Origin of the sequence: Syntrophothermus sp. (genome assembly GCF_013314835.1) — a bacterium.
Classification (GTDB): domain Bacteria; phylum Bacillota; class Syntrophomonadia; order Syntrophomonadales; family Syntrophothermaceae; genus Syntrophothermus; species Syntrophothermus lipocalidus.
The window spans coordinates 14,500-31,774 of the sequence record NZ_JABUEX010000033.1; the positions used below are offsets into that span (position 1 = coordinate 14,500).

The following is a 17,275-nucleotide window of genomic DNA, read 5'->3' on the forward strand; positions in this document are numbered from 1 at the left end:
TCAGGTGTTGTTTCGGCACAGCACCTTGGGCGGCGGAGGAACCTCCAGTCTCTCGAGAATCTTCCTTTGGCTTGGTCGCGGTAGCGTGATGTTGTAGAGTCTTTGATTGGCGAACTCCTGATCCACTGCCTTGATCTTGTCGAGCTCTTCCAAGATTCGGCGGCCACTTAGGTGGGAGGCCTTAAGTTCCTCGCACTTTGCTTCCGGCAGAATAGTCGACTGACGCGAAGCTTGGTAGATCTCGGCTTCGATCTGGCGGCGATGCAGTACCTCAAGCCACTGTTCGAAAAGGTAGGCCAACACACAGATCATTACATGGCCGCGCACGCGGGTTTCGTTGTAGTGGTAGATGGGCCGGAGGCGGATGAAATCCTTGATTTCGTGAAAGGCACTTTCGACCTGCTGCAGGTTCTTGTAGGCAGCCACAATGGCTTCTGGTTCCAGGTTGCTGTTCGTTTTCACCAGAAACTTCCCGTCGCGCAGAGCTTCCTTCGCGATGGCAGCTTCGTTGCGCTGAAAGCTGAGCTCCTTTTGCCCGTCGTAGCTGACATCAAAGAACGGTGTCATGCCTTTATGCTCGAGGATGCTAGCGAGCTTTACGACAACACCCTTGGGCGTGATCTTTCGCCCACGCCGGGTCGTCTCGTCCGCAAGCTGCGCTTTAAGAGCCGCCAGCTTCTCCTCTGCCTCCCGGAGCGCTTCTTCCCGAAAGATCCGATCATCTTCTGCTTTGGCCGGGTTGTGGCAGAGAATGTAGCGCACTTCCGGGTCAGATTTGTCCTCATCCTCTCCTTCCGGGACGTCGGCCGCCGCAATCTCCTTGTAGAAGAGCGATCCTGTCTTGCTCTGGCTGTATAGAGCTAGGTCCTGGTGTTTAGCCAGCAGCTCGTCGCTCACCAGCCGCCCGCGTTTATGAAAACCAAGGATGTACCGGAACTCTGCCTCACGCAGAGCTAAGAGGTTATCGTTACTCACCATCCCGCGGTCGCCCACAAAAACGCACTCACCGATGTTGAAACGCTCCTTCAGAACCGCGATGGTCTTCGCTACGGTGCTCTTGTCCGCAACATTGCCGGGAAAGACTTCATGGGCAATCGGAATGCCTTCGGGGGTAACGAGAAGGCCGAGATTGATCTGTAGCCGGTCTGGCCGCTTATCCCGTGAGTACCCGTAAGCTGCCAAGGGGCAGTGCGTGCCTTCGAAGTAGCTGCTGGTAAGGTCGTAAAAGACCAGGGTCAAGCGGAGACTCAGAAGATCAGTAAGCTGATGGTACAGGTACTTCTCCAGGGCATCTTTGATCTCCACCAGGCAGTCCAGCGTCCGGTAGAAGTGATGAAGCTCTGGCTGGGGTGTACCTTCTAGCTCTTCGAGGTAGAGATCGGGGATCCAGCGCGTGAGCGCGAGCTTACTCTGAGGTGCGATCAGCCGGTTCAGCACCATGATCTTGGTGCAGAGGGCTACATCAAACTCAAGTTGGCGGTCTTTTAAGGAGGAGCGGATGAACTCCGTGAGGCCGAATTGGTCCCAGAAAAAATTCACTACGTAGGGAATGCCGTAATGCTTGGTTCCGTAAGTTGTAATATCCTCTGCGGTACCGTAGGGGTCGTCGTGAAGAAACTCCCGGAGCTTATTGATCAGACGCTTGATCTCTTCCTCACTGTACCGGTCGATGTTCCCTACATGGCCGACTTGCCGCTGCTTGTTCTTCCCGTCTTCACGGTATGATTCGATTATAGCCAGATAACGGTAGATCTGGCCATTGCGCTTTGTAGTGATAACTCGTGGGAACAACCAAAGCACCACCTTGTGCCTTCGTCACTAACAATTATAGCAGATGGTGCCATGGAGAAACAGGCTTGGGCAACAAAAAGTTTTCACTACGTTTTTCGGGATTTCCGAAGAAAGAACCCTTGATATTACTGGGTTTCCGGCCCATTAACCCCTTTCAAGCCGGTGTTTACTGTCAAAGTTGGGTTCCAAAAACCTAGGGCTTGGAGAGCAGCGGGGTTATCCCCAGGGGTCCACAGGCGCTTGGACAACGCTTCGGCTGCGCCTCGCGTTGCCCACATCTCCACAGCCCCGGCGACGATGGTCATCTCCTTTGTTTACGCTTTGGGGAAAGGCGACGGTTTCAGATGCCCTGCTGCAGCCATCTGTCCGCCGCTTCAAATGGCGCAGCAGGCTCAGCAGGTATAACAACGAATTGGCTTCTTGCCAGGGATGGGGACGTTAGCGGTTGTAGAAGTTTATTGTGCTAATGTGTAAATTCCTGAATGTCGGTAGAGTGTAATTTGCTAATCTTGCTATTTGTGCTAGATGACTGGGCTGCTTCATTGTGAAAAATCGTGGCTAATTTAATGTGCTAAATGACAGCACGGACTTTACGTTGTTGCGCACGCTCATCCAACTGCCACTAGCCTCACCTGGGGTTCGTGGTCCTCGAGCCGGAGGTTTGCCGCCTGCTTCCTTCAGATTCCGCGTTGCCGCAGACACCCTTGCCTTAAGCTACGGCTACTGCTACCTTCGCCGTTCGGGACTTGCACCCTATAGACAACGCCCATGCCGGGCGCACGCAGAGGCGGCCGGCATACCCACAGGGGATGCCGGCCACTATGTTAAAAAGGGCTGCCTTCGACCTACTCAGCCAAGTGCTCCAAGGATGCATGCAAAAAATAGGACAGGATATGTCCCTGTCCGCATCTTTGCGGCTCGTGACCAAACGGTGACCAAAACCCATTTTCCCCCAATAAAGTCACCGTTCGCGTCTCGAAAGCCGCACCATTATTAGCTTTTTTTGGAGCTGATGGAGGGATTCGAACCCTCGACCTGCGCATTACGAGTTCTGGATTGCATATTTTACGGGGTATTTTCTAATACCGCTAATTCCGTAAAGTCTTATAAAACGAGGCTCTCCGGCCAGGACAACTTTTTGGTTTTTCCTTCCAATGCCCTCATTTCCGCATAGTCCGTGACCAAATGTGACCAAAATTTGATGATACGTCTCTGGAGTTTATACTATCTTTCCGGCAGTTTATCCTCCTGCAATATAAATTCCCCTACTTGTAAACCCTGTCCCCAAGCCGCCCAACACGCCGCGAGCGGCGCTAGCTGACATGCAGTTATGTCGGCATAGCGGCATGGATACATACCAGCATATTTACATGTGAGTATGGTGGTAAGCCATATTGCCTACTTGCAGGTAAGAAACCATCCTTTTATGCCAGCATGGAAGTATGCCAACATGGAGATAAAACTCCATCCCCGCAAGCCAACAAAGAACCATTCCAGTATACTGGTAAAATTCCATCCTTATATGCCAACTTGGAAGTATGCCGGCAAGGAACTATACCAACATGAAATTATCCTAGCATATCACCAACCCTACCTGATTCTCTCACGCCGCCCAACACGAGCGGCGTGAGCGGCGCGAGAATTTGCCGGCATGCCCGCTACTATTTACCCAAAAAAGTTGAGCGAGCAGCCTCCGCCATAGGCTGCTCGCTCCCTAGGATAAACCCGCAAACGCTGCTGCTTTTATTCTATGCCAATAAAAGGCTTTTACAACCTTTACCACCCTGGACTCGCCCACGTTGTTAGGACCAATCAGGCCGCATTTTTGTCCATGCGGTACTTGAGGTTTTGATATCTATTCAATTACCGAAAGATGGGTTAACGGAGTGCCGCATTTAGAATAAAGGCCCTTATTCGCACCCCTTGCCTTGAAAGTTCTTCAGCCTGGGTTTCAAACTTAGCCTTTGCTTCTGCCCTGCTTAGTTGGGGCACTTGGCTCTTTCGAGGATCATTGCTATCCCACTGGACGCAATCGAACCACCCGATAAGATATAGTCCGTGTTGGCAACGGTTATCTTTAAGGTAGCGGTCCACAAGCTGAGTTTTCATCGCGTGATATAGTTCGGGGTGCCAGCAGCCTTTAACTTCAATGATGGCCGACACACGATCATATACATCGCCGTTCAAACTGCGGAGGACGGCGTCCACGTGAATATCTGTTCGTTCCCCGGTTCCTGGTCCTGCGCCGCGGCGGATTTCAACCTCACGGTTAAAAATGATACCTCTCTGCCTGAGGTCCTCATCCAGATACCTCTTGACGTAATCGGACAATCTGTTCTCGTCTTTTGGACGGTAAATAGTTTTGTTATTTAACTTACATTCGTTCCATAGGTCGATTGCAGCGGGTGTTTCGTCTTGAAGTTTCATATCTAGACGCTCCAGCGATTCTATCAGAGCTTCTAAAAGTTGATCTCCGTTTTGGACTAGGCGAAGCCGCTTATCGGCCACGATTTGTAAAATATACTTTGGCTGAAGTGGTGTCCATGTTTGGCGAAGGAAAATCTCCTTGGCCGTCAGCAGCGAGTATTTCAGCCAGCTAATTTCGGGCAACTCGCGGGCAACCCTTCTAATTTCCTCACAGGCTTTACAAGTGCCGCGATTTTTAAGATGGTTCAAGATGGCGTTCCTCCACTCGGCAATGCTCTCCCTAGGACCATCCCACTGAGCCTCTTCATCAACGGGATCTTCGGTATATGGGAACTGGCGCACAAGCCAGATGTATAAATCCGCAAGTTGCTCCTCTGTAAGCTTTGGTCCGACAGTAGTAGCATGCCAATCATCCTCTTGTACTACGGCCAAAATCACCTCGCGTCCAAAGTTAGCATCCCCTTGAATGGCCGGCCAAACGGTTAGCCAGCTAGCGTTCTCAGTATGGTTTATGAGCGCGCAGGCCGCCACAACCGCCCTTGAACGTTCTTTCTCCTCAGAGGAAGCTGGTATAGATATAAGTGATTCGGCGAAAGCCCTAGCTTCGTGAACCCCGTGGTCCAGCAAATCACTGAGCAGGCAGCCCATGCACCTGGGCTTTAACTCCTCGTCCTTTGCTTTGTCTAGCAGTGCTATAGCAAGTCGTTCGTCCCAGCACTTTTGCACCTTGCGGGTAATGAAAATATGATCACCTTCCGCATTTTCCTTATCAATCATTAAAAGGACAGTTTTGATTATCTCTTCCGGGGCGTAGCGGTAGGCCATTTCGACCAGTGTTAGATGCAGGCTTTCGTCTCCAAAGTTGCATGGTACAGGGTAGGCGATGATAATCGGCGCCCACTTCTGCCAAATGTCGGCGGGCAGTTCGGAAAGAAAATGAGGTTCTTCTTGCAAAAGAAGCAGCAGAGCCCTGTAGCCAGCAAACGCCGGACGGTACAGTATATTTTCCCCCAGCCATTCGGAGGTTCTAGGATCCTGTTCATGCACATATCTCTTTGCTGCTTCGACTATTCTCTTCCTGGTTGTCTGGTCAGCAGCCTTCCAACCAGGCAGAGCGGTGAGATTTGGTTCAAGCTCATCACCATAGTGAGTGCTGTCGGGCTCGAGGGTCATCTCCCTGTTCAGCTGCCACCATGCCCCTATGTCTCCAGACTCGCATTTTTCCAAGAGCACGGCAATGCGCTCTGCCGGAGGCGGTTTTAAAAGCGGCCGAGTTGGGCGTCGTTCCCGCCATTTTTCCCTTACCTGATACGTTCTTCTCATATCTTCTGCTTCCGGCGAATTCAGTTTAACTGGCTTAAAGAACCCTGAGAATATTTCGGCCAAAGCCGGGCAGCTTTTGCTGGCAAGATAGATGGCCTCTGAGTGCGCCACATCGCCTTCGTCAAAAACCCTCTCGATCAAGTGAGCCCAGGCTCGCTGCTCTTTTTCGGTCTTTGATTCTTGCAGGCGCTCGATCATCCATGGAAGGTCTTTGCTTAGAGTAAACGGCACTTCGTAAATCATCAGAAAAGATTCTTTCTTAGGATCTTCGAGTATGGGAACTACCGTTACAAGGAATTTACGGCGCTTGTGGTCGTCACTACTCACCATGGTTTTCAGCTTTTCTAATTTCGACTGATCTTCTATGATACTAAGGTAATATTTCATTCGCAAAAAGGCCATCTTCACAAAAGCATCCAACACGCCTGGTGAATCGAGTGCATCCCATGCCCGCAGAATTATTTCGTCCGCGAGACCTTCGAAAGGCGATAGCGACACCCTCTCCGGCCGATGTTTCTCAACCCACTCGAGCGCCACCGGTAAATCGGAAGGTTTAAGGTGCCGGGCAACTTCGTGCGAAAGAAATGTACTATAAGCCCCAATAAAAAATTTTTTCTTAGGCGGAGTAAGGCTGGCGAACAATTCTTCTGCCGTAATATGATCTGGCCATAGTGCCCGCAGCGCACAGCCTTTCAGTTCGTCTTCTGGATCGGCTTCGGCATTGCTGACGGCCAGGGGTTTTAGCTTTGCCTTTGTTGGTCCATCCCCGATGCGGCAGACGGCATAAGCAGCGTTGACCCGCACTGGCAGCTGTTCGGTCGAATCTAATGCAATCTCCACAAGATCTTCTTGAAGTTCTCTTAGACCGCAGGCCTCTGCGATATCCACTGCTACCCGGCGCACGATGATGCCTTTAGTGTTGTCGCGAATATAAGGTCGGAGTTGCCTGGCCAAACCGGGATGGGTTAGCTTCCCATATTGCCTTCGAAGATCCAGGTCGAGGTCCAAAAGTTTTTCTTCGTCATAAAGTTTTAGAAGGGCCCCTACCAGGAGTTCGCGTTCTTTTGCATTTACGGTCGCGACATCGCTGCGAAGTAATACTTCGGGGTCGGTCTTCATGATCTCCGAAAACACGCGGGGCTCCATGCTGGCCAGCCAGGCCGCTGTTTCACGCAGTTGTGGGACAATTTTTCCCTCTGGTGTGCCCGGGTGGACAATCAGGCTCATTATTTGGGTGAGTGGGGCCTCATGTTGGCGGAGATACCACGCCGCGAGGAACTCCGCGTAGGTCTGGTGCGCCCAACCCAGGCGATTCGGGCCACGGGAAGAAAATAGCCCAGTCCCCAGAGTTTCCCTAATGGCCGCTTCGCTGACTTCAAATTGTCGACCGTTTGAACTCTCGCTCCCCCCTATAAGCTCTCTTATCGTGGCATCTCCATCAGGAACGTCGCCTCTATCCATGCCGACCCAGACAGCGTTTTTGCCGGCAAAGATAGAAACGGCTGCGATACGTGCCGCCACCATTAAGCGCTGCTCAGATTCGAATTCGCCAACCAGCCGTGCCTCACGACGAATCTCGCTTGGCTCTTCGCAGAGCCGAAGGCAGCCATCATAGTACAATTCCGCTTGGGTGGGTGGGAACTTGCCTTTACTCCTATAACTGTTAATTAGGAACTGCAACGTAACTGGTTTAATCGCCAGCGGTACGGCTTCCCTTCGGTCGATTTCTTCCAGGAAGGCTTCTGGATCCAATCCGCTGCTTTTTGCGGCCTCAACCACGTCAACCCGACGGAGCGGGGCCAGTTCATAAGCGCCTACGGCATCTTTGCCCCACAGTTGCTTTAACCGGTTTTCTAAGCTATTTGGCCAGTCCGCTGTCCGGCAAATGATGCGCAAGAAAAGCCGGTCAACGGGGCAATTCTTAAATTCTTCGCCCAGCTTGGCTACCACCGTATTAATTGGCAGCGGACACTCATCAAGGCTGTCGAGGAACAGGTGCAACGGATGGTTCCCACTCAGCCAGGATTGAAAAACGGGGTTTTCAAAGAGCAGCTTACACAGACCTTCGTCCGTTGAGCAAGCTCGCAGGTCAACCCAGAGAGTCTCTCCTCCCACTTTTGTAACCTGCTCCTCAATCAAACTTCTTTGCAGTTCCATCGCAGTTGACTTTCCGATCCCCGGCTCGCCAAGCAAAATAAGGCAGGAGAAATCCATTATGGCTTCAAATGGGACCAGATCATGGTTAAAAAACATTCCAACCTCTGAATCTGGGTCAAGTAAATAGCCTCCATCGAGCAAGCTGATGTTGCCTGTACGGGGACACCAGAAACGTTTCCAGTTATATTTATCACCTGTCACCGGCATATCTCCCCTAAAAAAACTGCATATTTGAATCAATCCATAGTGAGTGGACTTTCTCAACGTGCCGAAGTATAAATTGCTGGAGCCGAATTGTTACTTGACTTCGTTAGCCCCAGGAATAATATGGTCTACATGAACTGAGTGGATAGCAGGATCCAACGGCTCCTCACATATAAAACATCGCAATTTTATCGGACAAGGAGCCTACCAATGAGTTCCTCCCTATCCGAAAGGTGGCATCTCCTTTCATATTGCTTTAATCCGCCCTTACTTCAAGGGGTCTATGTTTTTAGCCTTCATCCCATTCCACTATGCTTGACCCCAGTTGCTGTAATGTTTCTTTTACCTTGCTGTCAAGGGTAGTACGATCAAAGCCATCTTCGCACTCAGCTCTTATTTCAATAGTAATCTCAGGGTCAGAACCACACGCTTTCAGCGGTCGAATGACACCGGTAACAACATGCGACAGTTTATCCCAGGGTACGGAAGCTTTGATGCTTATACGATTAACTTTAGCTGACACCGCTTGACTGGAACTACCCTCATTAACATAAACAGCCTGTGTTCTACCTTTGTCCGAATCGATTGTCTCATCTTTTAGCGTATCATCCTTACTGCCATTACCTGCATCAGGATAACTGCCACTAAAACCGCCGTCAGTATCAATCGACTTGCCTATACTAATCTTTTTCTCCTCTTCAGCTTTCTCGGCACGTACAATGACAGCATCCAAAGTCAAATCTGGCGGGGTTTCGCCAAAATAGAGGGTAGAACCTATGCGTGCCCCCAGCAGGCCGGTCCTTACACCCTGTCTGGCCGCCTCGAGCAGCACTTTTTCGCTTTCCAGGCAGGGCAGGCCGGGAGTTTTGAGGAAAACATCATAAACTTCCTGGATGGTTTTTTCTGTTTCTTCTTTACCAAAAGCCCGGTCCAAGATCAGTTTAGGTGTCAGGGAAGATAAAATGCGTTCCTCGTCTTTTAAATACTGCCAGACACGTTGGCTTAAGGAGGGATCTTGCCCCACGGTAGGGATCCCCATATCCCGCCAGATTATGTCGCCGTTACTGCGCCAGCCCACGTGGCGGTAGGCGGCCATAATTGCATAAGGAAGGTCTTTCTTGGCATCATCGAGTTTATTCTTCAATTCTTGCCGGGCGCCGGCTGTCAGAGAGATGTCCGCATCGCCCGAGATGTCCTGTAGGGCCAGGAAACGCCTCAATTGCTTTTCTAAACCAGCATAAGCACCCGCATCCAGGGCGACAACAAATAACGTGTTGCGGTAGATGCGAAAAGTAACCCCGGCATTATCGAATATCTCCCGGGCAAACTGCCCGGTTTCCTTTTCCCCGTATTTCTGCCCAGGCTCCAGCAGGATGAGTTTCAACCGCCGGTTATCGGGTACGTCCCCTGAAGTATCCGGCCACAGGTAGACGTCAAAAACAGCCCCTTTGGCCAGCCTGTTCAGATGCTCATAAAGGCATTCACGGACCTGCTCAGGGTCGATGGCCTCTTCTTTATCGACAATGATGCGGTTAAGATTTGGCTGGTTCTTGAAGCTGAAGAAGCGTTTTTCGGTATGGAAATACCAGAGAGAGTCTTCGAGCTTGCTCACCGCATCGCCGACAATAGTGGAGGGAACGCCTTCCCTCAGGAGGGCCACCCTGAGCCAGGGGAGATTTACCCCCCGGCGCTCCCCACCGCTGAAGGAATAGAGAAAGACCGCCGTGGCAAGGCCTTTAGCGATGCCGTACCTTTCATATTCGCTACCCATTTCCTGATCTATCCGCCGGGCTTTGCCGGCAATGTCGGCGGAAATGATGCTATCGTACTCATTGCCGAGGTGCTTAATGAACTCCCGGCGCACGGGTGCGTAGACCAGGTCCACCAGGGAGGACTGGATCAAGGGGGCCGAGACCTTGCGGTCATACAAGTCCCCGATGACCTGAGCTAGGAGCCGCAACACCCCCCGGGTGCGCTGGAAGGTGGGGAAGGAACCCCATCGCTCGTATAAGACGTCAATAAATTCTGGGTGAAAGGGATAGGCCCGCTCCATCTTCTCCCGGTAGGCCGTCTCCCGCACCTCAGCGGGTACGTCACTACCCAGTCCTTGATAGAGGCGGAAATAAGCTTCCGCTATGTGGCGGTGGGTTTTGGGGTCACCCAGGTTTTCAAAAAGCCGCTTGCGGATGACTTCGTAAATTTCCACCCCTTCTACCGGCACGTAAATGCTTTCTACCCGGCCTGATACCTTCTGCAACTGGGCCAGTGCCTTTTCGGCCTCTTCGTCATACTGCTCCAGGATGCTCGCGGGCAGCGTTAGCACCAGGACGGACTTCTCGGAGGTAGCCACCGCCTCCGACAACTCCTGCAGGAAGGCCAGGGTCTGACCTTGAGTGATCTTCTCCATTTTTTCGACTCGGTTGGCCTTGACTATGTACTGCAATAATTCATCGATAAGAATTAAGGTGGGGCCACTTCTTTTTAATATTTCCTTGAGCCGCTCTTTCCCCGGCGCCACCCGCCTGATGTCATGTTCCTTGACGATTTCATAGCAGCCAAGCTGGTAAGCGATCTCGCCCCAAGGTGTCCTGCCCTTGATGGGGTCCGCCGCCGTCCCGGCAAAGGCCGCCACCCTGGCGCCGGAAAGGTTACGCCAGTCTGCCAGCAATCCTTGAAGCTGCTCCAGGTGGGTAACCTGGCCGCAGGACCTTACCAGGTGGTACAGGGTTAAAAGGGCATGGGTCTTGCCGCCACCAAAGGGCGTCTGCAGCTGGATGACGGGGTCGCCTTTCCCCGTGCAGAGGCGGGAAAGGACGTTTTGTGCCAGGTGTTTTAAGCCCTCTGTCAGGTAGGTCTTGGCAAAGAAAAGCCGCGGGTCACGGTATTCCTCGGGCGCCATGCCGCTTAACACATCGCCCAGGTCGGCGGCGAAGACCGCCTCACTAAAAGATTTCGCCCGGATGTCTTTATGGGGTGTCACTACCTGCCACCAGGTTGGAAGAGTCATATAGTCGCCTCCTTAAAAATCACATTGCGCTCAAAGTTGCTATTGAAAAAGTTTTAGTTGCCCGCCATTATGGCCACCGTTAGTCACCTTCTGGTAACTCTCCCGCCCGTACAAGAAGCCCTGGAGCATCTGTTTTTCCTTATCTCCGGGCGGCAGCACTTCGGAGAGGGCCTGGGCCACCTGCCAGAAGTCGTTGTTGTGCAAATGCCCCGTGCTGGTGAGGATCTCGGTAATCTTCTGGCGCTGGTTTTTCTCCCACAGGATAAGGCAGGCGTGAAGGACATCTACCATATTGTCAAACTTTGTCTTTTCCAGGAACCTGGTGCCCCGTTCTTTCGGCCCCAATACGCTAATGAACTCTTTCTCCTTCTTAATAAAACCATTGTTCCAGTACTGGGTAAGCTCGATCCCCACGGCACTGGCCAGCTTCCTGGCTTCATCAAAGAGGACTTTGGCCCCGTTGTAGGTCCAGCGCCACAGGAGGTAAAAGCGGGTTTCGGCGTCAATGCCGCCCAGGTGGCTGTCCTTGAGGATTTTGGTTAAAGCATATTCACTCACTGTTTTGCGAATAAAATCCAAGAGCTCTGCTGCATTCACTTCCTCGCCCGAATAGGTCTCTACCCGCTCGTACCGGCCGAAGACTTCCAGGGCCGGGCCGATGGCGGATATGAAGAAGTCGCTGCCGCCGATGCCTTCGTTCCAGAACTGGTCGAGCTTTTCCTTGATCCTTTCCTCAACCAGGGGCTTGATCTCGTTAAAATAAGCAGTTTCCTTTTTCGTCCGCTTGCGGCAAACCATGTAAATGGACGAAGCCAGGGCCGCGGATTCTTTAGCCCTAAGGCGGGCCTGCATCTCGGTATTCAGGGGCCAGGAGGCGGTGAGGTAAAGACCGGAATTCAAAAGGGCGTTGATAATTGTCTCCCAGGCGTCGGTGGTTTTGTGGGCGAAAACAATTACGGCAATGCCTTCTGGTTTTAGAACACGATAGATCTCTGAGAAGGCCTTTGAAATCATAGTTTCAAAAAACTTCTTATCCTTGTACGCATATCTCTTAGAATCCCAACTACTCATCTCCGCAATTTCTTCTGCCTTAGGTGTTAAAGGCGTGGCAAATAAATTAACGTATGAATCTCCAACCGTTCTTTTTAGCCATACATAAAAGAAATCAGAAAGATCAGCGTACGGAACAGCATTATAGTACGGCGGATCAGTGACCACAGCGTCGAAAAAGTTATCGGGATAGGGCAGGGAGGCAGCAGAAGCTTGGGTGACGGTAGCGGGGGTAGAAGTAATTTGGCAACAGTGATCAATAACTCTTAAAACCCACTCCAACGCTGAGTTCCAGTCCCCCGTAGCTTTACTAAACGGATTCAGTTCGAAATAGTCCCATACCATTGGCAATGCTTGTCTTCCAAAAGTATGAGCAACGAACTCACCGGAAACTGCCCAAATGCATAAATTAGAATCATAATCAACTAACCTATCCACTCCCAGTGCCAAATACGTCACCACCGCCCTGGCGTACTCCTCCTCATACCCCTCCGCCAGCATCTTTCCATGCGCCTGTCGCACCTTATCCGCAAAAGTGATCAGTGCCAGCTTCTGGCGGGGGTTGAAGAGATCACCCCAAGTTTTCATGCCATATATAGGAACGTTAAAAGTACCGCTCATCAATGGAATCTCTTCATCACCCGGCACCGGGTCAAAGCCCCACTTGTCCCACAGCCTCTCCCGCTTTTGTTCCAGATACCTCTCGGCTTCCTGAAAAACCTCCATATCCTTTTCCGTGGCCAGGCGGTAGGTCTTGCCCTGCCGGTTCGGGTGATGCAGGACTACCGCCACCATGCGCTGGCCGGCCCTGCCCTCCTGGAACTGCCGGCGCACCTCTTTGTCGGTCAGGCCACTGCCGCAACAGGGGCAGATTGCTTTAGCCCGGGCCACGGTGCCTTCCCCGGGGTCAAAGTCAATCTCCTGGCCTTCAGCAATTTTAAAACCTACATTTCTACCCTGCGGCACAATCCGCAGGGCCACTCGTTTCTTTTCTTTTTTAGCCAGCCAGGTCTGGCGCATAAGAGGGATTTCGGTGCTACAGGCCGGGTTCTGGCACTTCACCGTCCGTGCCCAGATATATCCCACCGGGATGCTCCCATCGGGTTCGGCGGGATAAAAGCGCCCAATTTCCTTTCTGGCCTCCTCCAGCACCCAGTTTCCCCAGCGCTTAACGTCTTCCAAGAGTGGATTGACCTCTTGCTCCACTTCGCCCACCGGCGTTCGCACTTTCCGTACTACCGGCCTACCATATTTCTGGGGAAATTCCAGTGTAGCTTTTTCAATCAGCACAGCCACCGGGTTAAGATCACTGGCGTAGGTCTCACAGCCCAGGCGCAGGGCTTCCAAGGGAATGGCTCCGCCCCCGGCAAAGGGATCCAAAACCCTAGGTGGATTGCCATTATTGGCCGCCAGGATTTCTTTTCTCGCCCGCTCGATGTAATAGGAATTCAAGGAGTTTTCCCATTTGGAAAGGTCAGCAATAAAATTTGCCCGTGCCAAGCGCTCTACTTCGTCTTCCGGCTCCGGGGTCAGGGCGGCATAAATAGTGGCCCGCGAAGCTGCCAGCGGCCGCCTGGCCCACCAGATGTGTAACGTGGAAATGTGCCCATGACGGATGTTCTTCTCCCGGGCCGATTGCTCGCTTACGGATTTGACTGGAAAAGTGGTTTCAATAAATGCTTTTTTAATGCCCAACTTCTACACGCTCCCCATTTTGGAGTAGGCAGCCAATTATGCTTAAGCCCTCCTTGCTGCAGGCCGCCAGTCCCTGACCACATAGCGTACGATTTCCACCTGCTCATCGGGTTTCAAACAGGCTGCCGGGTTCTGGATCAGGTATAGCTGCGGGTTCCCTGCTGCCTGCTCCACCACGTACAGCCAGTACTCCTCTCCCAGGCGGTTGGCCATCACCCACTCGTTGGGAGTCAGGGCGATGGCGCCGGTCCTTGCCCGGGCCTTAACCTCGATATAGCGGTAATTGCCCTCCCTGTCGACGGAGCGGATATCATAACCCAGGGCCTGAGCGGACACGTCTTCCGGCTGCCGGCCCTGTTCCCGCTCAAATTTCACGGCCAGGTCCATGCCCACCTGCTCAATAGCCGCATCACTGGCCATTTCATCCGATAGAGTGCTCCCCGGCACCACCCGGACTATGGCAAGTAGAGCCGGCTCAGATGGATAGAGACTTGTCTCGACGCGAATGTCTTCTAAAAGCCGTTCCTTTTTTCGCTCCAAGTCTTCCCGTTTCCGTTGTTCCTGGATCATAGTTACATCCGGAATTTTCTCGCCTTTAAGCCTCCTTATTTCATAGTCGGCCAACTTTGCTTCCGATTCGAGGATTAGTGATTCGATAGACCTTAGCCCGTATTTTTCTTTGAGGGCTGCATCCCGCCGCCTCTGCTCGAGCAGTTCCTCCCTGTAAGGCAGTAGCTGCTGCTCCAAAGCGAAAGCAATAACATCGTCCTGCGATACAGGCATAACCTCCGCTTCCAAACCGTGAGAACCACTTTTACCCGGTTTAAGGTCCCAGATAAGCGAAGGACTAACATCAACCAGCCGGCCATCGGCACCCTGATAAATGCAAAACAGCTTGCGGCCGGCTATATCACCTCTTCCGTCTTTTATCTCTCCGGTCATAAACCAAAGCAGCCCGTTCTTTTTGCCGTCAGGATCGACAAATATGGCGCCGCGGGAAGCATCCTGCCGGTATTTCTTAAATACGGTCTCCAAAACCGCCTCCATCAATGGATGGCCAATAGAGACAAATTCGGCTTCCCCTTCAGATGCCTTCTCTTTATCAAAGGATATCTTCAGGTACTCCCGCTGTACTTCACCGTATTTAATCTTGAACTCATAAGGCTGGTTGCGCACTTCAAAGGGAACCGAGGCTACCCGCCAAAAGCCGTCCTGACGCTTTTCTATTTTGAGTTCAAGTTTTTGGGCGGCCCGAAGGAAAAACTTTTCGATATACTCCGGCACCAAACGGTTCTCCCGGGCAATGCGCTGCTCCCCGATGATGCGGGAAAGATCGATGTGACGCGTAGCCAGCGCTTCCAGGGTTGCCTCCCTGACCCTTTGGATGGCCTCGGCATCAGGGATCCGTTCCATTTCGGACAGAATATCTTCCATAGTCCGGCGGTTAGCAATAGCTTCCAGGATAAGGTCTTTCAGGCTGGTCCCCGGCAGGATGTCGCCAATGACATCAAAGACCCGGTCGGATCCCAGGTGTTCTTTCATGCGGTTCAGTTTCTCAAAAAGCTTTTCTAAAATCTTTCCCTCCCGGGTATCCACTGCCACCAGGTTGTAAATATGGACTTCGTTCCGTTGCCCGTAGCGGTGAACGCGTCCCATCCTCTGCTCCAGGCGGTTGGGGTTCCAGGGGATGTCATAATTAACCATCAACCAGCAAAATTGTAGATTTATGCCTTCACCGGCCGCTTCCGTAGCCACCATGACCTGGGCCCTGTTCTTGAATTCGTGTTCCGCCCTGATACGGGCATCCATGCCCATCCCACCGTGAATAGTGGTGATGTAATATCCCCATTTCTTGCCGATCTTCTCTGCTAGGTACTCCAGTGTATCCCTGGATTCGGTAAAAATCAGGATCTTAGCGCCGGTTTCTTTGACCCTCTCATTTTCGATGACTTCCCTGAGTCGGTTAAGCTTGGTTTCGATCTCTTGCTTTTCGACCTCTCTAGCCAGCAGAACAAGTTCCTTCAACTTATCGATTTCAACCTTCAGTTCATCCAGCGTTTCTGCAGAAGTCAGTTTTTCCAAAAGCTCTTCTTCTTTCTGCCACCGCTGGTTCTCTTCCAGGTCTTCCAAATAATCCTCCGTATAACCGACTTCCTGAAGCAACTGCCCATTTTTATACAGCTCTTCCAGACGACTGCACCGGCGCTCTAAAGATTTGCGTGCCGCTCTGACGCTAGAGGCTAACCTCCGCTGCAAGATGGTCAACGCGAAGGCAACATTGCGTTTCTCCTTCTGCAGAGCCTTATTGAAGTGTTGCTCCACATAGTCGGTGACTGCGTTATAAAGCATCTTTTCGGCATCACTCAGCCGGTATTTCACTGTCTCTACCTTGCGGGGAGGGAAAAGGGGATTATTGTCAAACCCTTTAAGGTCTTCTTTAAGCCGCCTTAAAAAAAGCGGGTTATCCTTATTTTGAATCGAGGCGGCCAGCATCTCCGTACTGGCAAAAAAGCCAGGCTGCAGAAGGTCCAAAAACAGGCGGAAGTTTTCCGGATCTCCGCGATGGGGTGTGGCAGTAAGAAAGAGGAGATATTTAGTAATTTGGGAAATGAGCTCGCCGAACTGGTAGCGGACGGTTTTACTGATTTTTTCCCCGTATTTATAGGCGGACATCTTATGAGCTTCGTCCACAATCACCAGGTCCCAGGAGGAATCCTTTAGAGCAAACATAACGTCATCCTGTTTGGCAAAATCCAGGGAAGTTATGATTTGATGGCGCTCAGTCCATACGTTTTGGCCCCAGCTGGCGTTCATTACACCGCGGTCGACAATTATAAAACTCTCCTGAAAGCGCTCTTTCATCTCGCGTAACCATTGTTCCTTTAGATGCCCGGGCACGATAATAAGGACTCGATTAACCAGACCTCTATATTTCAACTCTTTCAATAATAGCCCGGCCATTATAGTCTTGCCGGCACCGGGATCGTCGGCCAGCAGGAAACGAATGCTGGGATTCTTGAGAATGTGATGGTAGACGGCTTCGATTTGGTGCGGCAAAGGGTCAACCTGCGAAACGCTCACGCCGTATAGCGGGTCAAACTGGAAGGCATTACGGATTCGCATACCTTCCAAGTAAAGAAATACATGCTCGGCTTCACCTGAGAGCACTAGATGGTGTTCAGAAGATTTGACAATAGTTGCTAGCTCATTAGGGCCCAGGATGGGATCATAATATCTCCTGGAATTAACACCGACAGCCTCGATTTTGACCATCTTCGAACCTATATCTCTAATAGCCACCACTTTAACTGGTTCGGGAAAAATTGGGCCACTTACTATATCACCAATTTCAAGAGTCACCACGCCGATCACCTGCCTCGTGTATACCACAACACTATCTTTTTATCGTCTAGTCCGATTGGACATGAAACCCATCTTTTTCACTGGCGGGAATAATTATTGCCTTCTCCAGGACAACCTTCCCGTCGTCTTCAATTTTGAGGAGAACCCGGTCGTCCTCTTCTATTTCAAGAGCAGTCCGTATTTCTTTTGGCAACGTCATTTGACCTTTCGATCCCATTTTGGGTGTAAAAATTTTCTTTTGGGCCAAGAAAACCACCT

The 17,275-nt window shown here is 51.5% G+C and carries 6 protein-coding genes; all 6 read right to left on the minus strand.

Annotated elements, in window-relative coordinates; translation table 11 throughout:
* Positions 1–1,791 carry an IS1634 family transposase gene (locus HPY90_RS10530; RefSeq protein ID WP_287194328.1) on the minus strand — a complete coding sequence of 597 codons (1,791 nt, stop codon included), beginning with the start codon at positions 1,789–1,791 and terminating at the stop codon, positions 1–3.
* A 1,878-nt stretch (positions 1,792–3,669) separates the two neighbouring features.
* Positions 3,670–7,899, minus strand: a complete 4,230-nt coding sequence (locus tag HPY90_RS10535; protein WP_287194330.1) for an NACHT domain-containing protein — start codon at positions 7,897–7,899, stop codon at positions 3,670–3,672.
* 292 nt (positions 7,900–8,191) lie between these two features.
* Complete coding sequence (locus tag HPY90_RS10540) at positions 8,192–10,909, minus strand: ATP-binding protein (RefSeq protein WP_287194331.1); 2,718 nt, start codon at positions 10,907–10,909, stop codon at positions 8,192–8,194.
* Between the two features lie 39 nt (positions 10,910–10,948).
* A complete protein-coding gene (locus HPY90_RS10545; protein WP_287194333.1) occupies positions 10,949–13,654 on the minus strand; it encodes a DUF1156 domain-containing protein in 2,706 nt (901 codons plus the stop codon).
* Positions 13,655–13,696: 42 nt separating this feature from the next.
* Positions 13,697–17,017, minus strand: coding sequence for a helicase-related protein (locus tag HPY90_RS10550; protein WP_287194335.1), 3,321 nt, complete (start codon positions 17,015–17,017; stop codon positions 13,697–13,699).
* Positions 17,018–17,063: 46 nt separating this feature from the next.
* Positions 17,064–17,275, minus strand: a 212-nt coding sequence (locus HPY90_RS10555) for an AbrB/MazE/SpoVT family DNA-binding domain-containing protein (RefSeq protein WP_287194336.1), incomplete at its 5' end; no start/stop codon positions are given.